At 40.2% G+C, this 21,301-nt stretch carries 26 protein-coding genes, 1 pseudogene and 1 riboswitch; of the genes and pseudogenes, 15 read left to right on the top strand and 12 right to left on the bottom strand.

Features of this window, described 5'->3' with window-relative positions; translation table 11 throughout:
* Window positions 1-99 precede the first annotated feature (99 nt).
* Entirely contained in the window at window positions 100-285 is a 186-nt protein-coding gene (locus BFU02S_RS05740; RefSeq protein ID WP_066367793.1) for a YjzD family protein, read from the top strand.
* Window positions 286-325: 40 nt separating this feature from the next.
* Here BFU02S_RS05740 and clpB read toward each other — a convergent pair whose 3' ends face one another.
* The 7 genes and pseudogenes from clpB to BFU02S_RS05775 all read right to left on the bottom strand — a co-directional run bounded on the left by clpB (window position 326) and on the right by BFU02S_RS05775 (window position 6,923).
* Window positions 326-2,923 (bottom strand): ATP-dependent chaperone ClpB, encoded by a 2,598-nt coding sequence (gene clpB / locus BFU02S_RS05745; RefSeq protein WP_066367795.1) that lies wholly within the window; start codon window positions 2,921-2,923, stop codon window positions 326-328.
* A 122-nt stretch (window positions 2,924-3,045) separates the two neighbouring features.
* Window positions 3,046-3,225, bottom strand: coding sequence for a YjzC family protein (locus BFU02S_RS05750; protein ID WP_066367796.1), 180 nt, complete (start codon window positions 3,223-3,225; stop codon window positions 3,046-3,048).
* A gap of 66 nt (window positions 3,226-3,291) precedes the next feature.
* Window positions 3,292-3,837: a molybdopterin-guanine dinucleotide biosynthesis protein B gene (gene mobB, locus BFU02S_RS05755; protein WP_235841990.1), complete on the bottom strand. Its 546-nt coding sequence runs from the start codon at window positions 3,835-3,837 to the stop codon at window positions 3,292-3,294.
* Window positions 3,831-5,096, bottom strand: a complete 1,266-nt coding sequence (locus tag BFU02S_RS05760) for a molybdopterin molybdotransferase MoeA (protein ID WP_066367800.1) — start codon at window positions 5,094-5,096, stop codon at window positions 3,831-3,833. The genes mobB and BFU02S_RS05760 overlap by 7 nt, the downstream gene beginning before the upstream one ends.
* A gap of 76 nt (window positions 5,097-5,172) precedes the next feature.
* Window positions 5,173-6,189 (bottom strand): GTP 3',8-cyclase MoaA, encoded by a 1,017-nt coding sequence (gene moaA / locus BFU02S_RS05765; RefSeq protein WP_066367802.1) that lies wholly within the window; start codon window positions 6,187-6,189, stop codon window positions 5,173-5,175.
* 70 nt (window positions 6,190-6,259) lie between these two features.
* A pseudogene (locus BFU02S_RS05770) lies at window positions 6,260-6,599 on the bottom strand (DsrE family protein).
* Window positions 6,600-6,614: 15 nt separating this feature from the next.
* Window positions 6,615-6,923, bottom strand: coding sequence for a metal-sulfur cluster assembly factor (locus tag BFU02S_RS05775; protein WP_066367804.1), 309 nt, complete (start codon window positions 6,921-6,923; stop codon window positions 6,615-6,617).
* Between the two features lie 241 nt (window positions 6,924-7,164).
* On the opposite strand from BFU02S_RS05775, the gene BFU02S_RS05780 reads away from it, so the two are divergent.
* The 3 genes from BFU02S_RS05780 (at window position 7,165) to BFU02S_RS05785 (ending at window position 8,424) form a co-directional block, all read left to right on the top strand.
* Window positions 7,165-7,977 (top strand): Cof-type HAD-IIB family hydrolase, encoded by an 813-nt coding sequence (locus BFU02S_RS05780; protein ID WP_066367806.1) that lies wholly within the window; start codon window positions 7,165-7,167, stop codon window positions 7,975-7,977.
* A gap of 106 nt (window positions 7,978-8,083) precedes the next feature.
* Window positions 8,084-8,236 carry a hypothetical protein gene (locus BFU02S_RS16980; protein ID WP_169797576.1) on the top strand — a complete coding sequence of 51 codons (153 nt, stop codon included), beginning with the start codon at window positions 8,084-8,086 and terminating at the stop codon, window positions 8,234-8,236.
* Between the two features lie 2 nt (window positions 8,237-8,238).
* Complete coding sequence (locus BFU02S_RS05785) at window positions 8,239-8,424, top strand: DUF3813 domain-containing protein (protein ID WP_066367808.1); 186 nt, start codon at window positions 8,239-8,241, stop codon at window positions 8,422-8,424.
* A 67-nt stretch (window positions 8,425-8,491) separates the two neighbouring features.
* On the opposite strand, the gene BFU02S_RS16290 is transcribed toward BFU02S_RS05785, so the two are convergent.
* Together BFU02S_RS16290 and BFU02S_RS05790 are read right to left on the bottom strand one after the other, a co-directional pair.
* Window positions 8,492-8,623 carry a DUF3941 domain-containing protein gene (locus tag BFU02S_RS16290; RefSeq protein ID WP_084361002.1) on the bottom strand — a complete coding sequence of 44 codons (132 nt, stop codon included), beginning with the start codon at window positions 8,621-8,623 and terminating at the stop codon, window positions 8,492-8,494.
* Window positions 8,624-8,694: 71 nt separating this feature from the next.
* Complete coding sequence (locus tag BFU02S_RS05790) at window positions 8,695-9,558, bottom strand: CvfB family protein (RefSeq protein ID WP_066367810.1); 864 nt, start codon at window positions 9,556-9,558, stop codon at window positions 8,695-8,697.
* Between the two features lie 183 nt (window positions 9,559-9,741).
* Window positions 9,742-9,909, top strand: a riboswitch (M-box (ykoK) riboswitch).
* Window positions 9,910-10,207: 298 nt separating this feature from the next.
* On the opposite strand from BFU02S_RS05790, the gene BFU02S_RS05795 reads away from it, so the two are divergent.
* The 4 genes from BFU02S_RS05795 to BFU02S_RS05810 all read left to right on the top strand — a co-directional run bounded on the left by BFU02S_RS05795 (window position 10,208) and on the right by BFU02S_RS05810 (window position 15,038).
* Entirely contained in the window at window positions 10,208-11,932 is a 1,725-nt protein-coding gene (locus tag BFU02S_RS05795; protein WP_066367812.1) for an ABC transporter permease, read from the top strand.
* A 10-nt stretch (window positions 11,933-11,942) separates the two neighbouring features.
* Complete coding sequence (locus tag BFU02S_RS05800; protein ID WP_066367818.1) at window positions 11,943-13,247, top strand: ABC transporter ATP-binding protein; 1,305 nt, start codon at window positions 11,943-11,945, stop codon at window positions 13,245-13,247.
* Window positions 13,248-13,345: 98 nt separating this feature from the next.
* Window positions 13,346-13,837 carry a YajQ family cyclic di-GMP-binding protein gene (locus tag BFU02S_RS05805; RefSeq protein WP_066367821.1) on the top strand — a complete coding sequence of 164 codons (492 nt, stop codon included), beginning with the start codon at window positions 13,346-13,348 and terminating at the stop codon, window positions 13,835-13,837.
* A 337-nt stretch (window positions 13,838-14,174) separates the two neighbouring features.
* Window positions 14,175-15,038: an SDR family oxidoreductase gene (locus BFU02S_RS05810; protein ID WP_066367824.1), complete on the top strand. Its 864-nt coding sequence runs from the start codon at window positions 14,175-14,177 to the stop codon at window positions 15,036-15,038.
* A gap of 72 nt (window positions 15,039-15,110) precedes the next feature.
* Here BFU02S_RS05810 and asnB read toward each other — a convergent pair whose 3' ends face one another.
* Window positions 15,111-16,958 (bottom strand): asparagine synthase (glutamine-hydrolyzing), encoded by a 1,848-nt coding sequence (gene asnB, locus BFU02S_RS05815; protein WP_066367825.1) that lies wholly within the window; start codon window positions 16,956-16,958, stop codon window positions 15,111-15,113.
* A 199-nt stretch (window positions 16,959-17,157) separates the two neighbouring features.
* On the opposite strand from asnB, the gene BFU02S_RS05820 reads away from it, so the two are divergent.
* Entirely contained in the window at window positions 17,158-17,721 is a 564-nt protein-coding gene (locus tag BFU02S_RS05820; protein ID WP_066367826.1) for a DUF2777 domain-containing protein, read from the top strand.
* 36 nt (window positions 17,722-17,757) lie between these two features.
* Here BFU02S_RS05820 and BFU02S_RS05825 read toward each other — a convergent pair whose 3' ends face one another.
* Together BFU02S_RS05825 and BFU02S_RS05830 are read right to left on the bottom strand one after the other, a co-directional pair.
* Window positions 17,758-18,117: a YisL family protein gene (locus BFU02S_RS05825; protein WP_066367828.1), complete on the bottom strand. Its 360-nt coding sequence runs from the start codon at window positions 18,115-18,117 to the stop codon at window positions 17,758-17,760.
* Between the two features lie 89 nt (window positions 18,118-18,206).
* Window positions 18,207-19,118 carry a fumarylacetoacetate hydrolase family protein gene (locus tag BFU02S_RS05830; protein WP_066367830.1) on the bottom strand — a complete coding sequence of 304 codons (912 nt, stop codon included), beginning with the start codon at window positions 19,116-19,118 and terminating at the stop codon, window positions 18,207-18,209.
* Between the two features lie 143 nt (window positions 19,119-19,261).
* Between BFU02S_RS05830 and BFU02S_RS05835 the strand changes: the two genes are divergently transcribed.
* From BFU02S_RS05835 to BFU02S_RS05860, 6 genes are all read left to right on the top strand, one after another.
* Window positions 19,262-19,483 (top strand): spore germination protein, encoded by a 222-nt coding sequence (locus BFU02S_RS05835; protein WP_066367837.1) that lies wholly within the window; start codon window positions 19,262-19,264, stop codon window positions 19,481-19,483.
* Between the two features lie 17 nt (window positions 19,484-19,500).
* A complete protein-coding gene (locus tag BFU02S_RS05840; RefSeq protein WP_066367838.1) occupies window positions 19,501-19,740 on the top strand; it encodes a spore germination protein GerPB in 240 nt (79 codons plus the stop codon).
* A gap of 88 nt (window positions 19,741-19,828) precedes the next feature.
* The gene (gene gerPC / locus BFU02S_RS05845; protein WP_066367840.1) at window positions 19,829-20,446 is read left to right on the top strand and encodes a spore germination protein GerPC; all 618 of its coding nucleotides are present in this window, start codon (window positions 19,829-19,831) and stop codon (window positions 20,444-20,446) included.
* The gene (locus tag BFU02S_RS05850; protein ID WP_066367843.1) at window positions 20,436-20,642 is read left to right on the top strand and encodes a spore germination protein GerPD; all 207 of its coding nucleotides are present in this window, start codon (window positions 20,436-20,438) and stop codon (window positions 20,640-20,642) included. The genes gerPC and BFU02S_RS05850 overlap by 11 nt, the downstream gene beginning before the upstream one ends.
* Window positions 20,623-21,012, top strand: coding sequence for a spore germination protein GerPE (locus tag BFU02S_RS05855; protein WP_066367845.1), 390 nt, complete (start codon window positions 20,623-20,625; stop codon window positions 21,010-21,012). Before BFU02S_RS05850 ends, BFU02S_RS05855 begins: the two co-directional genes overlap by 20 nt.
* A gap of 43 nt (window positions 21,013-21,055) precedes the next feature.
* Entirely contained in the window at window positions 21,056-21,274 is a 219-nt protein-coding gene (locus BFU02S_RS05860; RefSeq protein WP_066367849.1) for a spore germination protein, read from the top strand.
* Window positions 21,275-21,301: the final 27 nt, after the last annotated feature.

Genomic DNA, 21,301 nt, shown 5'->3' on the forward strand with positions numbered 1-21,301 from the left:
TATTTTGATTTGGATATTCGTTTGCTTAAAATCAACATTTATTAATTTGAAACCGTATGGTAAGATAAATATGATGAAAAATAGTAAGAGGTGAACAAATTGAAAGTTTTTTGGACCTTTTTTTGGACGTTTCTGTTAGTGGAAATGCTTACATATGTTGTAAGTTCCATGACCCCGGGAAGTGTCTTTGATGTTAAAATGGGAGCCATTATGGCCGTCTGTGTAACGATTCTTATTTTTGTTGTTTCTGCTATTATTCCAAATGATCCGGTCGAAAAGCATTGATTTTTTAAAGGTCTTCCATTTAAAAATGGAAGACCTTCTTTTATGATTGAATCTTTAACACCAATTCCCCATTTTCTTCTGTTATCTTAACAGTTGCGCCTTCGAATACTCTCCCGGCAATGATCTCACGGGCAAGCTTCGTTTCAATGTTTCGCTGAATAAACCGTTTTAAAGGCCTTGCCCCATAAATCGGATCAAAACCGTGAACAGCGATAAACTCCTTAGCCCCCTCGGAAATGGTAATCGTGATTTGTTTTTCTTTTAACCTGTTTTGCAATTCTTTTAACAGTTTTATGACAATATTCTTGATTTCTGCCATTGAAAGCGGCTTAAACAGAATAATCTCATCAATCCGGTTTAAAAACTCCGGCCGGAAAGAAGTCCTTAATTGCCCCATTACCTTCTCCCTTGACGAATCTGAAATTTCTGTTGTATTTTCTTCCTGTTCTAACAAAAACTGCGAACCGATATTGGAAGTCATGATAATAACGGTATTTTTAAAATCAACGACACGACCTTGGGAATCTGTAATCCGCCCGTCATCAAGTGCCTGCAACAAAATATTAAAGACCTCAGGATGTGCCTTTTCAATTTCATCCATTAGAATAACAGAGTAAGGGTTTCTTCTGACCGCTTCTGTCAGCTGTCCTCCCTCTTCATATCCAATATATCCAGGAGGTGCTCCGATTAGACGGGAAACTGAGTGTTTTTCCATATATTCCGACATATCAATGCGAATGATATGATCCTCACTATCAAATAAGCTTTCCGCTAGCGCTTTAGCCAGCTCTGTTTTCCCTACACCCGTCGGCCCTAAAAAGAGAAATGAACCAATTGGCCTATTAGGGTCTTTAATGCCTGCACGGGCCCGAAGAACAGCATCTGCCACCAAATGAACGGCCTCATTTTGGCCGATCACCCGTTCATGAAGAATGGATTCCAAACGAAGCAGCTTTTCTCGTTCACCTTCTACTAATTTGGAGATTGGGATTCCCGTCCATTTTGAGACAATGTTCGAGATTTCTTCTCCTGTCACTTCTTCACGCAGCAGACGGTCATCCTTTTCGGCCTCTCTTTCAAGACTTTTTAACTCCTTTTCCGCAGCTGGGATCAGCCCATGTCGGAGTTCGGCGGCACGGTTCAAGTCATATTGATCTTCTGCTCTCTCCAGTTCTCTGCGAAGCTTTTCAATTTGTTCTCGCTTTTCCTGCAACCGCTGGATTTTCTCCTTTTCTTCCAACCATTTTGCCTTCATCGTATCAGCTTGTTCCCTTAAATCGGCAAGTTCCTTTAATAAGGATTCAAGCCGCTGTTTGCTTACTTCATCCTGTTCTTTCCTTAATGCTGCTTCTTCAATTTCCAATTGCATCACTCTACGAGTTACTTCATCTAATTCAGTCGGCATGGAATCAATTTCCGTTCGAATCAAAGCACAAGCTTCATCCACAAGATCAATCGCCTTATCAGGTAAAAAACGGTCGGTTATATAACGGTCAGACAATGTGGCCGCAGCCACAAGCGCCTGATCGTGTATTTTCACCCCATGGTATACTTCAAACCGTTCTTTTAATCCTCTAAGAATGGATATCGTATCTTCAACAGTCGGTTCCTGGACCATCACAGGCTGGAATCTCCGCTCTAATGCCGGGTCCTTTTCAATATACTTTCGATGTTCATCCAATGTTGTAGCACCGATACAGTGAAGTTCTCCTCTGGCGAGCATCGGCTTTAACATGTTGCCGGCATCCATCGCGCCTTCCGTTTTTCCCGCACCTACAATCGTATGGATTTCATCGATAAACAGTAATATTCGCCCTTCACTTTTTTTAATTTCCGTTAAGACCGCTTTGAGTCTTTCTTCAAACTCTCCCCTAAACTTTGCCCCTGCGATTAACGAACCCATATCCAAAGCAAAAATTGTCTTATCCCTCAGACCTTCCGGAACGTCTTTTCTGACAATTCTATGTGCAAGTCCTTCCACAATGGCCGTCTTTCCTACTCCTGGTTCACCAATTAAGACTGGATTATTTTTTGTTTTTCTAGACAGAATTCTGACGACATTCCGGATTTCCGTGTCCCGGCCAATGACCGGATCAACCTTCCCTGCTTTGACTTCAGCAACAAGGTCTCTGCCATATTTTTTCAGAGCATTATAACCAGCTTCGGGATTTTGTGATGTCACTCTTTGATTCCCCCTAATCGCTTTTATAGCCGATAAAACCTCTTCAGCAGTATGGCCGAATGTATGGATCATTTTGTTCATTTCAGAATCATTGGCGCGAACGGCAGCAAGAAGAATATGTTCAACCGAAATATATTCGTCGGAGAAATTTTTTGCAATTTCTTCGGCATTGACCAACAGTTTTTGCAGCTTAGCCGTTATATAGAGCTTTCCCTGCTCTGCCCCGCTTCCGGAAACCTGAGGCTTTTTTTGCAAAGCTGCTAGAAGACTCACTTTTATTTTCTCTGAAGGAATCCCCACATTTTGTAATATTGCAGCAATCAGGCTGTCTTCTTGTTCCAATAAAGCAAGAAATAAATGGGGTTCATCAATCTCCTGATGGCTATGTTTAATCGCTAATGTTTGTGCCTCCATTAAGCCTGTTTGCAAACGCTCCGTCATTTTGTTTACGTCCATATCATCCACTTCCTATTTGACCTTTTTTGACCTATTTCTTTTATTATAAAATAACCAGTTGTGGAAGTAAAATATTACATGAAGAAAAAGCCACCCGTAAGATGGCTTTTCTTCTATTCCTTTTATGGTTTACGCTGGTATGTCCAAACCCGCCTGTCATTAGATGTTTCTGGAAATCTGTCTCCGGCCTTTAGTTTTATTTTTTTCGGATTTACCACATTATCTCCCGTATCTCCAATTTCAATATAGACGCCATTATTCGGTGCTCTTTTGCCAGGTTTAAACTGATGATTTTGGCCCATTTCTTTCCCTCCTTATCGTCTACACCCTTATTATTTCCTTTTCGAAAAGGGCCATTAAAGGAATTTTTAACAATTTTCTTCGACATTATTTCCTAAAAAATTTTGCCAATCTCTAAGCCATTCAGTACATTTCTTTATCAGTGTTTCATCATGAATGGAGTAACAAGGAACATCCAATAATGCATTTTTTAATTTATTATGCCAATAGACTACGGCTAAACAATTCGAAACCTGATCCAGCATTGATAAGTCATTTTGGTCTCGAACTATTACAAGCTTTGGATATTTTGCCTGTTTATATCCTTCTATTAAGATTACATCAGGATTTATGAACTCAAGAAGCTTTATTTGATCTTCTAATGAAAAAGAACTTCTTTCGGCTTGCAAAATTAAAGCTCCATCTCCCTCAACAATGGAGGCGGCGGCACCTGCCGACAAATGCTTCGTTGAATCTTTGTGCTCCGGAGCTAACGGTTTGCCGCCATGCCCGTGATGCTTAATGGTGGCGGTTTTGAGCCCCATGTTTGTAAATGATTCGATTAATTTAAGGATCATGGACGTCTTTCCACTATTTTGAAAACCTACAACCTGGAGAATGAACGGTTTTACCATGGCCATTCACTGCCGGACTGATCTTCAAGCAAAAGGATCTCTACCTCGCTACCTGCTGTAAATCCTCTTGTTCCCCCAGGCAAAATGGTTAAAGCATTCGCTCCGGCTAAACTCATAATAATATTGGATTTATCTACACCACTAGGGACAGTTTTCAATCTGCCGCCCTCAATAAATACATGACTTCGAACAAATCGTGTAAACGGGTTAGGTTTGGGGAAATCAGCTTCAAGAATTGCTTTTTCCTTCCGTAAATGAGGTTTATCCGAAAACAGCATCCGGCGAATGATAGGACGTGCAAACAGTTCAAACCCCACATAGCAAGCCGAGGGATTCCCTGATAAGCCAAAAAGAAGTTTGCCGCTTGCACAGGCAACTGTCGTAACACTTCCCGGCCGCATCGCTACTTTATTAAACAACACTTCTACACCTAGTTTTTGATAAATTTCCGGAAGATAATCAAAGTCTCCGACAGATACTCCGCCAGTTGTAAGGAGAATATCTACTTTCTTGATAGCATTTTGAATAGCTTCAAAGCATGTATCAAATTCATCCGGCAGTTTCCCAAAATATTGAACAGCACCGCCTGCTCTTACAATTTGTCCGGCAATCATATGGGCATTACTGTTGCGGATCTTACCCGGTACCAAGGGTTCCTCCACTTCCAACAATTCTGTTCCAATAGCAAAAAGACCGACGACCGGCTTTTTTGCTGCCGGGACATGTTTGTAGCCAAACACGGCAAGCACTGCTAGTACCCCAGGATTAATCATCGTTCCTCTTTTCACCAATATTTCTCCTTCTTTTGCATCTTCGGCTCTGAAGGAAACATTCTCCCCCTTATGAAACTTACGTTTAAGGGACATAAAAGGCCTTCCATTCTTTTCATACGTGTGGGCCACTTCAAACATGGCTACTGCATCCGCCCCATCCGGCATCATGGCACCTGTCATGATTCGGACTGCTTGATATTGATGGACAGTTTTATCAGAAACCATTCCGGCACCGATATGGTCAATGATTTCAAATTCAACCGGATTTGCTTGAGAAGCATGAAAGGTATCGATGGAGCGGATGGCAAAGCCGTCGTATGGGGAGCGGTCGAAATGCGGCACATCACAGGTTGCTGCTACATTTTCTGCTAAAAAGCGCCCATAACTGTCTTCTATTGCCACCCATTCTGTTTCACCATGTATGTCATGCTCCATTATTTTTGCAACTGCTTCTGATACGGGTATCGGTTGTCTTCTTTCAAACAATTTTTCTCCGGCTCCTTTTCATATGCTCAAGATTTAGGATAGAAAAACAAAGCACCGTTTATGGGAGCTTTGTTTTTTATCCGCCAATATAAGACATTTCTATTTTTTTACGATTTTTGTTTGTTTCAGCTGTTCTTTCGTCAGAATAACGATCTATTCTTGCATTCCAAATAGAGGTAATCCGTTCCTCCAATTGTTCGTCCGTTGCTCCGTTACGCATAAAGTTGCGAATGTCATGGCCGATTCCGTTAAACAAGCACGTAAAAATTTGACCATTTGCGGATAGTCTCGCCCTTGTGCAGCTTGAACAGAACGATTCTGATACAGAGGAAATGAAGCCGACATTTATATCTGTATCTTTGTAGCGGTATAGTTTTGCCACTTCCCCGTAATACCCTGTATTTACAGGTTCGAGTTCAAAGCGATCTTTAAGAATGGAAAAAATCTGTTTCTTGGTAACGACATCATCCATTTTCCAGCCATTTGTTGACCCGACGTCCATATATTCAATGTAACGGAGCTCTATGCCATTCGTTTTGCAATATTCCGCCATCGAGATAATTTCTCCATCGTTAAGCCCTTTTTTGACCACCATATTAATCTTTACACCCAAACCAGCCTGTTGAGCAGCGGCAATTCCATCTAAAACAGGGCCGGTACCGACTCCGCGACCGTTAATTTTACCGAATAGCTTATCATTAAGCGTATCCAGACTGACATTCACCCGTTTTAAGCCCGAAGACTTTAGCTGACCAGCCAGTTTTTTCAATAGTACACCATTGGTGGTTAAAGCCAGATCTTTTAATCCTTCGACACTTGCTAACTTGGCGACTAAAGACGGAAGATCTTTTCGTAAAAGCGGTTCTCCACCGGTTAAGCGGATTTTTTCAATTCCTAATTTCACAAATATCTTTGCAACACGTTCAATCTCTTCATATGTCAATAAAGCAGAACGGGGCAGAAATTCAAAATCAGGACCGAACTGATCTGCCGGCATACAGTATTGGCAGCGGAAATTACAGCGGTCAATAACGGATATTCTTAAGTCCTTCAACGGCCGGTTTAATTTATCTTGAATAATTGTTTTCCCCATATAGATCAACTCCAAGAAAAGGGTATGAAGTTCAATTTGCAAAAAAACAGCAGATACTCCCTCTGCTGTTTTATGAAATAGTCAGCACTTCATATTTTGCGGCAAGCTCGATAAATTCACCCATTCCGCTGATTTTGCCTACGGATAACCGATTCTCTATACCGTAATGATCGGCACAAGTTTTGCAAACAAGTACCGGAACCCCTTTGTCTTGTAATTCTTTTAAATGAACTGACACAAGAGAATCTTCAGTCGTTGTTAATACACCGCTGTTCATGCAAAAAAATAGCAATAGGAAACTCCTCTCTTTGCTTCAAAATCGTAAAAAAGGTTTCCAGTATGGTTTCACCTAAAACTTCATCACCTTTGCCAAGCTGGTTGGAGCTGACTAAAATGACCTTATTCCTCATGTAAGGTGCACTCCTTTAACGTATACCTAAGGCAATTTTTGCATAGCGGGACATCATATCTTTGTTCCAAGGCGGATTCCAAACGATATTGACATCTACATCCTTAACTTCCGGAATATCATCAAGCGCCCGTTTTACTTGATCGACAATCGTACCAGCCAACGGACAGCCCATCGCAGTTAATGTCATTGTTACCGTCAGCTTGCCATCATCATCCATTTCAAGATTATAAACTAAGCCTAAATTTACAATATCAACCCCAAGTTCCGGGTCAATTACAAGTTCTAAGGCGCCTAATATATTTTCTTTTAATTCTTCATTCATTTTTTTCACCCCTATTTATTTTAAACCAAAGGAATTCTGCAAACCAGTTGTACTATGCTTAGTATATCTATGAATGTAAACTATTTAATGTTAATTTTTTTACAGCTATGATATAAAATTGTTAACATAGACATACCTCTATTTCAAAAGCACTTTACAATTGTAGTGTATCATGAAGATGAAATTTTTCCTAAAGCAACGCTTTCGGTAGAGAAAAATAAACACCAGAAAGGATCCTATTATGACAGAAAAACATTTAATTGCTCTTGATTTGGATGGGACATTGTTGACAGATGATAAAACTATTTCACCGAAAACAAAGGAAATCTTACAAAAGGCAAGACTTGCGGGGCATATTGTCATGATTGCAACAGGAAGGCCTTTTCGCTCCAGTGAAATGTACTATCGCGAGCTTGCACTTGATTCACCTATCGTTAATTTTAACGGTGCCTTTACACACCATCCACTGAATTCAAGCTTTGGCTTTTATCATGAACCGCTTGATATTAAAATCGCCAAAGAAATTGTAGAAGCATGCCGAGGTTTTCAGTTTCACAATATTATCGCTGAAGTGCTGGATGATGTTTATTTCCATTATCACGATGAAAAAGTGTTGGATATTTTTAATCTGGGGAGTCCAACAGTGACAACGGGAAATTTAGTGGAATTCTTAAAGGATTCCCCAACAAGTCTTCTCATTCATACAGAGGAAGATGAGCTGATAAAAATTCGCAGCCATCTTTCCGAAATTCACGCCGAAATGATTGAGCAGCGTAGCTGGGCAGCTCCATGGCATGTTATTGAAATTATTAAGGCAGGTTTAAATAAAGCGGTAGGCTTGAAAAAAGCTGCGGATTATTACGGAATACCACAGGATCGAATCATTGCTTTCGGTGATGAAGATAATGATTTGGAAATGATTGAATTTGCAGGCCATGGAATCGCTATGGGAAATGCCATTGAACAACTGAAAGCGATCGCCAATGATGTTACGTTGACAAATGAGGAAGATGGGGTAGCCGTTTATTTAGCAGATTTACTAAATATTAAATGATGATGCAATGTTTCCCTAGGAGAACGCAACAAGGTTAGGGCATACTATTTTTGAAGCAGCTTATGCTGTTTCAATCTAAGCTTTTTAGCATATTGGAGGGATTCGAATGGGTAAATCAAACAAATCGAAGCGCTTCGTCCAACAAGGAAAGGATTCGGTTAACAAACATGCAGAACGCATACCGTATCATATGACCTATGCGGAAGCGGAAGCTCAAAAAATGGCCAATATCCACGAATCCTCACTTGGAGGAATATAACAATGGGCAACCAATTGTTTCAAGAAGCAAGAAGATTTGTTGAAATGGCGAAATCTGCTGATGCAAGCGACCGCGAATCGGCTGTAGCGAAAGCAAAAAATGCTTTACGATCTGCATACGCCAATTCCACGCTACAAGAGCAAAGGCAACTCCAAGAAATGCAACAAGAGCTAGATCAAATTACCTAATGCCGAAAAAAGCAGAAGCCCTTTAGCTTCTGCTTTTCTTTTGAGGTGTCAGGCACCTTGTGCTTTTCTATTTATGATCTGTTTTCTTTGAGTATTGAAATTTCCCGGCCTGGCGGTTTTTTTCACGCAACATGTTTTTCTCATGTCTTAAGGCATTATTATCTTGAGCTTTTTTATCGTTATCAGTTGTTTGCGGCATCTAACCTACTCCTTTCAAATGATTCAGGCTTATTGTCTGTTAATTTGAAAAAGAGTATGTACCAACTTTTCTTAAACTTTCTTGGCGTATGTCCAGCTGCCTTCCTGATACACTTTTCCTTCTTTTATCAATTTCCCTAATGCCCGTTTAAAAGCAGCCTTACTCATATCAAAACGCTCCATGATATCTTCCGGCATGCTCTTATCCGTATAGGGCATAGCGCCGTTTCTGCTCATTAAATACTCATAGATCTTGGCTGCATCTAGATCCTGCGCGTCCTGCTTTCTTGCCAATAGTGACACATTGATGGTGCCATCTTCCTTGATATCGATAATGCGCCCTTCCACTTTTTCGCCCAAACGAGGTTCTTGTTTGCGCTGGGATTCATGGATAAACCCTTTAAAGCCTTCAATCGTATAAATCCAGCTGCCAACTTTTGCTGTTCGGTAAATATGTCCCTGTACATTTTTGTTAAACTCTTTTCTCGTTGCTTTTACAGAAATTTCTTGAATTGCTTTGTCGTTTGCAAGCTTTGCATATAAGAGATGATTTCGGTTTACTCTTAATGTGATATAAAGTAAATCGCCAGGTTTAGGCCAAACATTCTTATGGAGCGGCAGGTCATCAGCCCCCAATAATATATCCTTCTGCAGACCGATATTTAGGAAAACGCCTATTTCCGGATTGACATCGGCAACTTTAACCCAGGCGAAACGTCCGACAGCCACTTCAGGAATAATGGTAGAGGCTGCAGGCCGCCCTTCAGCATCAACATATAGAAATACCTCTATTTCATCTCCTTCATTCACTTCTCGGTGAACTTCGTTTTGATGAAGCAGGACATCTTCCTCTCCATCTGTTAAGAAGTAACCAAAAGGGGCTTGACGTGCAACCGACAACGTAACGGTTTGGCCAATATAATCTTTTAAAGCCATTCATAACTCCTCCTTTTCTTGATTGGAGCTTTTTAGATGGTTGTTCAACTGCTACATTTTACTATAACGAATGGTTGTACTCAATCTTTACAAGATTTTATAAAGTTTATCCATTACACCAAACTTTTAAAAAAATAATTGACAAACTCATTTGCCAGAGTTAGTATTCACTTGAATTCATAAATATGTCCTCGTTAGGTGAGGCTCCTATACAAACACAGGCCACTGCCCTTAAATATCGAGAGATGCCAATGGGTAGAACAGGAATTGTCGGATTAAGGCTCTTCTTAATGTGGCTAAGGGATTTCCTTTACGTTGTATAGTGCCAAAACTGAACTAGGGGGAATTGGTTTATTATGACTATGAACTTTGGCCCCCGAGATTTCTTGGGGGCTTGTTATATTTACATATTAAGGAGGGGAAACTGGAAATGGACAGTAGTAGTTGTCACATGTCTTCTTTGTTTCACAAATTATTGATTTTACATTGCAGGATGTACAAATTCCTTACAATGGATTAGGTGTCTTTTTCGGTCTTTTCTCTTGAAGTATAAACCTATTTCCCTAACCCTTTGTTTTGAAGGACTGCCGTACCCTCCTGCTTAAATTGCTGGAGTTTTTATTTTGCTATTCGAGAGGGGCTGGCCACTTTGCGACTCAATAATTTTTCAAATATCGAACAAAAAAGTAAATTCGGATGGGCAGATATTATTGTCATATTTTTACTATTAGCCATTTTATATGCAGCAGCTAAATTAGGTTCTGCTATGGAAGTACCGTTTTCGGCAGTTCAGCAGCCTAAGATCAGCTTAAATCCAATTTGGCTTCCTTATTACGCGGGAAGATCGCTTCTTCGAATGTTTATCGCATTTGCAGCATCCTTGATATTTACATTTGTTTATGGCCGTATAGCAGCTTATAACAAAACGGCTGAAAAAATCATGATTCCTGCTATCGATATTTTACAATCTGTACCTGTTCTGGGCTTTCTATCGGCAACAGTTCTTGCCTTTATGGCGTTGTTTCCAGGAAGCTTGCTAGGTGTAGAATGTGCATCTATTTTTGCTATTTTTACCGGACAGGTTTGGAATATGACCTTTAGCTTCTATCATTCACTACAAACCATTCCGCGGGAATTAGATGAAGCAACAAAGATGAATCGATTAGGTACTTGGAATCGATTCACTAAATTAGAAGTTCCGTTTTCTATGATTGGCTTGGTTTGGAATAGCATGATGTCTTTTGGTGGGGGTTGGTTCTTCCTTGCAGCCAGTGAATCAATTAGTGTTTTGAATCAAAATATTCACCTGCCCGGCATTGGCTCATATATGGCACTAGCTGCTGATCAAGGAAATATAAGAGCGATTATTTATTCAATTCTAGCAATGATTATATTAATTGTTTTAGTCGATCAATTGTTTTGGCGCCCAATTATTGAGTGGAGTCAAAAATTCAAAATTGAACTTACAGAGTCTGGCGAAATCCCAACCTCATGGGTATTTAACATCGTACGAAGAGCGAGATTTGTTCAATACCTTAGTCGGAATCTTCGAAGGGTTTTACATGATTGGATGATCGAATTAACGAAAAAAAGTTCACAGATGGCTTTTCCTGAAATCCCAGGTCTAATCAAAAAAAGTATCAAATGGTTGCTCGTCGTTTTAGTGGCAGCGGTTGTTTGTAAATATCTTTATGAAGGGATTATTTTAGTCTCCAAACTAAGTTGGCCGGAGTTGACGAATGCGATTCTTCTAGGCCTATTAACGTCTTTACGTGTGTTCATTTCAACGCTTTTAGCAGTGATTTGGACATTGCCTGTAGGAGTTTTTATCGGCACGAATCCTAAGCTTTCAAGGATTGCCCAACCAATTGTACAGATTTTGGCTTCATTTCCAGCCAATATGGCGTTCCCTATTATTACAATTCTTTATCTGAAGTTAAAAATATCAATGGAGATTGGCGCCATACCGTTAATGATGTTAGGTACTCAATGGTATGTGCTATTCAACGTTATTGCTGGAGCAATGGCGATTCCCTCTGATTTAAAAGAAGCAAGTTCTATATTAAAGCTCTCGCGCAGGCAAAAATGGAAAACACTGATCCTCCCCGCCGTTTTTCCTTTTCTTATTACAGGATGTATTACGGCAAGTGGCGGGGCATGGAATGCAAGTATCGTTTCCGAAATTGTTTCTTGGAAGAGTAGTACGTTGCAAGCCTCTGGTTTAGGTTCGTATATTGCTCAAGCCACAACAAAAGGAAATTGGCCTGAGATCATTTGGGGGATCATTGTGATGTGCGTATTAGTTGTGTTCGTAAATCGGCTCTTATGGCGCAGGCTGTATGATCTTGCTCAAAGGAAATACCATTTGGATTGAGGTGTGAGTCATGGGAAATACACTTATTGAATTAAAGAATATTAGCAAAAGGTATGAATTGCCTTCTCAAGGCAATGTTACCATACTTGAAGACATCAACATTAACATTAAAGAAGGAGAGTTCGTTTCCATTCTCGGTCCATCAGGTTCGGGGAAATCTACCCTCTTAAGAATCATTGCGGGGCTCGTTTCCCCTTCTCAAGGAGAGGTTTTATATAATGGGAGCCGAATAGTTGGGACTAACCCAGGTGTTGGAATGGTATTCCAGTCATTCGCTCTATTCCCATGGCTTACAGTGATTGAAAATGTAAAACTTGGTCTTGAGAACAAGCCATTAAGAGAAGAAGAAAAGATGAGAAAAGCCCTTTCTGTTATCGATATGATTGGTTTGGATGGTTTTGAAGGGGCTTATCCGAAAGAGCTTTCCGGAGGTATGCGCCAACGTGTAGGAATTGGGCGTGCACTTGTTATGGAACCGGACATTCTTCTGATGGATGAACCTTTTTCCGCCCTTGACGTTTTAACTGCGGAAAACTTAAAACGTGATTTACTTGAATTATGGACAGAGAAAAAAATTCCTACAAAGAGCATTATCTCAGTTACACACAGCATCGAGGAAGCTGTCTATATGTCAGATCGAGCCATTGTTTTATCAAGGGACCCTGCTCGTGTGATTTCTGATATTCCAATTACAATGCCACATTGGCGAGATAAGCAAGAGCCTAAATTTACATCGCTTGTGGACCGAATTTATTCTATTTTGACGAAGCGTGAACTAAAATCCTTTGATGTGGAAGAAGTGGAGAAAAAGAAACTGGAAAAAGTACAAGAAGTTCCAGCGGGGGCTCTCACTGGCTTCATCGAATTGGTCGATGATCTTGGTAAGAAGCTTGACCTATATAAACTAGCAGATCAATTAAGCCTTGACCTTGAAGACTTCCTTCCAATTGTCGAAGCTGCTCAATTGCTTCAGTTCGCAACCATTCATCAAGGGGATATAGATTTAACGGAAATTGGACATCAATTTGCAGACGCAAGCGTACTTGACCGCAAAATATTATTTAAAGAGCAGTTATTAAAGAATGTTCCGATTATTGAAAAAATCGTATGGATTTTGCAATCTAAATCCAACAATAAAATGGAGCGGGAATTTTTTGTGGAAATTTTCGAGAAGCATTTTGGTGCGGAAGAAGCTGAACATCAATTAGATATATTAATTGATTGGGGAAGATATGCTGAACTCATTTCTTATGATGAAAAAGCAAAGGTGCTTTACTTAGAAAGCGAAACGGAAGAAGTACAAATACATGAATAAACCTCCTAACAAAACCAGGGTTTTAAAAATCGCTATATTTTACTATAATGTAGGCGTAAAGGGAAACTTTAGTAGTAGAAATACGGGAGGTTGCCTAGATGTCTAAAGATAGTTCATTTGATATTGTATCCAAAGTGGATTTTTCTGAAGTTACAAATGCCATTACCCAGACAATGAAAGAAATCAGTACACGTTATGATTTTAAAGGCAGTAAGAGCGAGGTTTCTCTTGATAAAGAAGAACTTGTTCTTATATCTGACGATGAATTTAAACTGGATCAGCTGAAAGATGTGTTACTCGGAAAACTGATCAAGCGCGGAGTTCCTATTAAAAATCTTGACTACGGAAAAATTGAAAAAGCTTCCGGCGGGACTGTGCGGCAGCGGGCCAAACTTGTTCAGGGAATCGACAAAGAAAACGCGAAAAAAATTAATACCATCATTAAAAACAGCGGCTTAAAGGTGAAAAGTCAGGTGCAAGATGATCAGATCCGTGTCAGCGGGAAAAGCCGCGTTGATTTACAAAAAATTATTTCCTTAGTTCGTGAAGCTGACCTCAGCATTCATGTTCAATTTATTAATTACAGATAAATGGAAAGGTGATAAGGACGTTTTCTTTATCACCTTTTTTATATAAAGATAAATTTTGACTTCGAGAATTGTCCAGCTCAGCGCCTAGCCCCTCGATATGTGCTCCTGCGCCATAGCTTATTCAAAGAAGCTTATGTTCAGCTCGTCGCATGCCTTGCTCCTGCGCCATAGCTTATTCGAAGAGGCTTATGTTCAGCTCGTCACATGCCTACAAAGAGGATTATTCGGAGAAGCAGGCAGGCTGATCAAGGCGCTTGCGCTTATCTTAGAAATTCATTATAATTTTGCGTTTTTTTCTAACACTAACAAGTGTATTGATCACTTGGAGGTACTTTATATGAGTAGTAACAAAAAACAAACTTTTCCACCGCAGCATCAGAACCATCAGCCTGGCGTGGAAAGTGAAATGAATCCGAAGCCGGTTGCCTATAGTCCGAATTATAAAGCAGCTGGAAAATTAAACGGAAAGACGGCCATCATTACAGGAGGCGACAGCGGAATTGGCAAGGCGGTTGCCATCTGCTTTGCCAAAGAAGGGGCAGACGTAGCGATTGTCTATCTTAATGAACATCAAGATGCCAATGAAACGAAACAGCTGATTGAAGCAGAAGGAAGGAAATGCCTGCTTTTTGCCGGGGATATCGGCTATGAGGATTTCTGCAAACAGACCGTTCAAAAGACCATTGATGAATGGGGAAAGCTCGATATACTCGTTAATAATGCCGCAGAACAGCATCCGCAAAACAGTTTGTCGAATATTACGGCAGTACAGCTCGAAAGAACATTTCGTACCAATATTTTCTCCTACTTTTACATGACAAAAATGTCTCTGCCTTATTTAAAAAAAGGAGCTGCCATCATCAATACGGCTTCTATTACGGCTTATGAAGGAAATGAATTATTATTAGATTACTCGGCAACAAAAGGAGCGATTGTTACTTTTACCCGGTCGCTGGCAAAATCTTTGGCACCACTCGGGATCCGTGTGAATGGTGTAGCTCCGGGACCCATTTGGACTCCATTAATTCCTTCGACTTTTTCTGCTGATCAGGTAGCCGTCTTCGGCTCAGATACAGAAATGGGCCGTGCTGGCCAGCCTTATGAACTGGCACCAAGCTATGTTTTTCTCGCTTCTGAGGACTCTTCCTATATCAGCGGGCAAATGATTCATGTAAATGGCGGAACCATTGTAAACGGGTAAAAATGCAGCATATGGGGCTTAAAAGGCCCCGGATGCTGCCTCGATGGGTCTTTATCAATAACTGGCCACAGCTTACTGTACAATATTAATATTGTAATCCTTAAACCATGTGTGAAGCTGTACAAAGTATGCCAATAATTGTGGACCCGTCATCAGTTGGCCAAACCATGGCTCCTTGAACGAGGCTCCGCCGGATTCAACCATTGCCACGAGTTGTTCCTTTTGAAAGAATTCATGCAGTGCAGACGATCGATCCTGCAAAATATTCCTCATCCTTGATTGAACAAGCTTTGTATACTCCGGATTATGTGTTTTCGGATAGGGACTCTTCTTTCGATATAAAACTTCCTCAGGTAAGATGCCCTCAAATGCTTTTCTAAGAAGTCCTTTTTCCCTACCACGGTACATTTTCATTTCCCATGGGATATTCCAAACATATTCAACAAGACGATGATCAGCAAACGGAACCCGAACCTCGAGGCTTGCCCCCATGCTCATCCGGTCTTTACGGTCCAGCAAGGTGGTCATAAACCAAATCATATTAAGATAGAATAATTCTCTACGCTTGGATTCTTCGATGCTTTCGCCATCTAATTTCGGTGTTTCCGTAATCGTTTCTTGATACTGTGCTAAGCTGAACTCATGCAAGTTAAGTCGTTTTTGCCAATGCGGTTTTAATAAGTTTTGCCGCTCTGCTGTCGAGCGCATCCATGGAAATCCTTCTCTCTCTAAATCCTGCTTGCGGTGAAACCATGGATACCCACCAAAAATTTCATCTGCACATTCCCCAGATAAACTAACGACAAAATCTTGTTTAATTTCTTTACAAAACCATAGAAGTGAAGAATCCACATCTGCCATACCGGGCAAATCCCTTACATGTACAGCTTCGATCAGCTCATTTGCCAGCTGCTGCTGTGAAATCGTCTTGTTATGATGAACAGTAGCAAATTTGTCTTTCATCAGTTTAATATATTTTTCATCTGCATCTGGTTGGAATTCATTAGATGTAAAGTACTGCCTGTTTCCTTCATAATCGATCGAGTACGTATGAAGCTGTCCTTTGTTTTGCTCCTCAAAGCCATTCGCCGCAATTGCCGTGATAATGCTTGAATCCAAGCCTCCAGATAAAAAGGTACATAACGGAACATCGGAAACAAGCTGCCTTTTTACCGCGTCATGAACAAGAAAACGGATATGCTCTGCGGTTTCATCTACGTTTTCTGTGTGTTCTTCACTTTTCACATTCCAATAGCGCCAAATCTTTAAACCGTTTCTTGAGCATGTCAGTGCATGAGCAGGTCTCAGCTCTTTTATGCCTTTAAACACACCGGATCCCGGTGATCTAGAAGGACCTAAACCAAATACTTGGGCAAGTCCTTCATCGTCTATTTCCGTTTTTACCTCCGGATGAGCAAGGATGGCCTTTATTTCAGAAGCAAATAATATCCCTTGCCCGTGCTCTTTGAAAAAGAGCGGCTTTACTCCTAAGCGGTCCCGCCCGATAAACAGCTGCTCTCGCCTACTATCCCACACCGCAAAGGCATAGATGCCATTTAAATGATTGACACATTCTTCCGCCCATTCTATATAGGCATTTAACAGAACTTCAGTGTCAGAATGACCATTAAAGGAATAACCTTTAGTAAGGAGAATTTTGCGGATATCTTCAGTATTATACAACTCGCCATTATAACAAATGGTGTACTGGTCACCTGATTTTTCTCTTGTCATGGGCTGTCTCCCACCAGCCGGGTCAACTACAATAAGCCGCTTATGACCAAATCCTGCATGTAAATCTGTCCAAATATTTGTTTCATCAGGGCCTCTTTTTGACAGTGTATTTGCCATATGACTCATTACTGCAGTTTCTTTTCTAAGATCTTTATGAAAATCAATCCAGCCTGATATGCCACACATGAATCCGTGCTCCTTTCGTAAAAAAGCATAATGCCCTTCTTTCATGTTGTGTATTGTATTCAGCCCAATAAAATTGGTTAATTGTCCTTGAAAAATTTATACGACTCCACAATACATAATTTTTTAACCTTATTAGGTTATAAAATTTTTGGAAGATGTCTAAAAAGAAAAATGAATGCATCTGGCACGGAGGTTTACAATGAATCGACAACAACGAATCCATCTATATGATATTCAAAAAAGAGCCTATACAGAAGGTACAGTTGAACAAATTCATGATCAGTGGATATTCTTTGATGAGGAAACAGAAGAAGCACAGATGCTTGAAGATTATCTGCAGCAGGAAATCGAAATTTTCCGCATGAATCGTTGGAAAAAAGGAATCTTGTATGAACCTGGGAAAATCTATGTTGGCAATGAAATCACCATGATGCGTGACCATGATAAAGTGAGAATTAGAAAACATTTAGTTTATTCCCTTGAAAGGCTGTTAGATGGGATTAATGATGATGCCTTTGTCCAGTTTATTACCACATTAAACTCTTTAAACTTTTCCATTTACGATTGTATTTACTGTTACAATCATTTATCCTTTCTATCCGATGAATACCGGAAAGATGGTGTTAACTTTATCGTTTTTGACAATCAGGAGCAAATTTGCAATGTCCAGCATCATTTCTGCTACTACGAAAAAGTCAATGACCGCTTCGAATTCACACTGAATACAGGCAAACGTTTAGTCATTGAGAAATTGATTTCTTAAAAGGGAAAAAAGCCGTGTGAGACGGCCTTTTCCTTTTTATGGGTGGAAAATTGACATTGGTAATTTTACAAAACCCAAGTATAAAACGAGCACCCATGCCACAACAAACTGAAACCAAAACACAGATGTTCTTCTTTTATTGATGACCCGGCTTAAGATCATTTCAAACAGCCCAATAATCCAAAGCCCAACAACTGCTTTTAAAATATACCAAACACTGATATTGGTTACCATGGACAAAAGGCCGATACCGGTTGCAATAATAATCAAATAAAAGACCCTTAAAATCATTTGGACGATTTTAGCTCCTTTTTGTTTCCCGCCTTTTTGCAAAAATAGCGCGATAACAAATAAAATAAGAGCGATAGTCCATGCTGTAACGTGAGCATGAATCATGAAATTGCCTCCTGCGATCCTCAAATTTAAGCCTATCATATCATAGATAACTTTAAAATTCTAAGAAAAGGTTAATAAGGACGATTTTCCTATTCATCTCCGATCCTATTGACAAGTGTTCCGATTTTTTCGATTGTAACTTCCACCTTGTCACCAGGACGCAAAAATTTCGGTGGTTTCATCCCTTTTCCGACACCTGCTGGAGTACCTGTTGATATGATATCTCCCGGCTCCAGTGTCATTCCCGCAGATAAAACCGAAATGATTTCTTCAATAGGGAAGATAAATTTTTCCGTATTGGAGCTTTGTCTGACCTCCCCATTGACTCTTGTTTCAATATTTAAATGATTGGGGTTATCAATTTCACTTTTATCAACTATCCACGGGCCCATTGGGCAGGTTGTATCAAGACTTTTTCCAATAAAAAATTGTTTATGCCTTGATTGCAAGTCCCTTGCTGTGACATCATTAATAATCGTATAGCCGAATACATAATCAAGTGCTTCCTCTCGTTTAATCGCCCGGCCCCTTTTCCCAATAACAACAGCCAGTTCACCTTCATAATCCAGCTGACTGGTCACCTCTCGATGACTTAAAACGACTTCATTTGGTCCAATGACGGTTGTCGGCGCTTTTGTAAATACCATAATATGTTCAGGAACATCAGCCTCACTGCCAAGCTCAATTGCATGCTCCCGATAATTTTTTCCGATACAAAAAATGTTCTTACCAGGCCGAGGTATTGGAGCGAGCAATGTTACTTTATTGAGTGGTTTGTACAAGCTTGCTGCCCTTCCGTTTGTTTCTACCCAATCTTTTAATTCTTTCGCCTGCCGGATAAAGCCTTCTCCCATAGCAATACACTCCACGAGTGAATCAGGGATTTTTTTGATTCCGGTTCTTTCCTGTTCTACTTCATTTAATAAAAGTACCTTTTGACATTTCGCATCCATCAAGCCAACATGCGTTTCTTGGTTGTAAACTACTGTTACAAATTTCATTTTCATCACCTCGCATTTTTACCCTATATTTTAAGAATAAAGGAAACTGAACAAACTCACAAATTATTTAGGCAAATATAGCACATTTAATCCGCCCAGACATAAGATAGGTTGTAAGAAAAAAAAGAAAAAGGATGTTGCCCATGCCAGCGATTGTTGGAGTTGCGCAGGTCATTACACTTGGGAACAGTTCTGTTTTCCATATTGGAGATGTCTATAAAATTATGCCATTTGCGGCAGCAAAGACTTTTTCCGGAGCCGGTTCTTTTAATACAGGCGAGCGGTTAGACGTTAACAATCGATTAAGTACAACCAATACATTTGACCCGGACAGTATTGACCAGGCAAATTCCTTTAATATGTAATGAATGGAGGATATAAAATGAATTTTTATATCCAGCAGACAATTCACATCAATTTCATGAAAATTGGCGGATTAACGAATTCTTCTGTCCTGCAAATTGGCAGTGCAGGCATTATTAAACCAGCAGCCTATTTGGCGGATACAGGAGGGTTTATTAAACCGGCGCCTGAGGCGATTAAACCTGGTGAACTCCATGGTGAAATGCCTACTTCCCATATGATGGCGCCTTCCGTACCGATCCAGGCCCCGGTAAGATAATGTAACATTTAAAATAGGACTGATTTTGCATAAGTACGAATATAATATCCATGGTATCAATTACGGGGATGCGATGGAGTGATTTCAAATGTATCAGGATATTTACCAATATCTGCAATGGATGCAAAACTTAATTCAAGCCCAGGAAAATAAAATCGCCTCGTTAGAGCAGGCTATCTTCAAGATGAGAGAGGAAATGAAGCGAATAAGTGAGCAAAAAACGATCCATGTGGACAAAATTGAATATAATTTCGATCAATTAAAAGTTGAAACCCTTGAAGGCACATTAAGCATTGGTCTAAATCCGAATGATCTATCGGGAATCGAAGATTTCTCTGTCCAAAATCAATCCTTCACCGGTCCCGTTTCACCCAAAATGCAAATGCAGCGATCCATGAAAATTGAAGAAGCCATTTATCAGTATCTCGAAACAGATTTACCCCGAATTATTGAGGAAACCCAGGAACGGCTGGCGATGCAGCCGAATGGGTCATACTTAAACTTTATAAAAGAGGATATTATGAAACAGCTGCCAAACAGAATCGATGAACACCTTAAAACCATTGCAAAAGATCACACGATAGACAGTTCTGCCGCTGACGATCAAATTATTGAACTTTTAAAACAGGAAATTCAAAATGGTGTAATGGCATTTTTAAGTAATTTACCTGAGAACGTGAAAGGAATGAAACCGGATGAACTTTGAAGTCTATAATCGGGAGATTTGTGTAGGGAATATAAAAATTACCGGTGTTGCCAGTTCATCAATGGTGATGATCGGTGACACGGAAACGATCCAATTGGCATCAGCTTTTGACACTCCTCCTGAATCATTAATCATTGGACCTTTTGTTCCATTGGCACCGGATGTGACTTCTGGTTATGTTGGGGAGACTATCTAAAGTTGATCACATCAATGTAACCATTATGTCTTATTCTTCTATCTTGCAAATCGGCGATTCCCAAATTGTCAACGGATTTTCCCGGGCGCTTGCCGTTCAAAGAGAAGCCGAGATCTTCTACGGGAATGAAGGAAATCTTCCGGATTTTAGGGCCATTGTAAAACCGATTCCGCTGCCGCCTATCACAGAAGATATCACTTATAGGTTCCATCATTTTAATCCGGTTATAAAGGTAAAAGGTCTGGATGTGATAGGAGTTACAAACTCATCTATTTTACATGTAGGAAATTCGAAAGATATTTCCCTGGAGGCAAGGATCATGCATATACGCCAGCTTTTGCCATTTGGCCATGAACATGAAATGCGCTAGTGTCATATATTATTTTACAGTTTAATAGAAAAGGATGTTTACCATGCCGGCAATTATAGGCCCAGTACAAGTTGTCAATGTAACGGGAGGAATTGTGCAATTTGGTGATACGCTCTATATTTCTCCAAAGACTGGCACCAAAACGTATGGAGGATCAGGAGGATTCAATACCGGCGGATTAGTTATCACCAATAATGGGATTAGCGGCACAAATGTGCTGGATGCCAACCTGATTGACCAGCCTATTGCTGCCAATAACTAGAAAATCTCAAGCGCCTTGGTCAGCCTG

The organism is Neobacillus fumarioli NBRC 102428 (assembly GCF_001591485.1).
Lineage (GTDB): Bacteria > Bacillota > Bacilli > Bacillales > Cytobacillaceae > Neobacillus > Neobacillus fumarioli.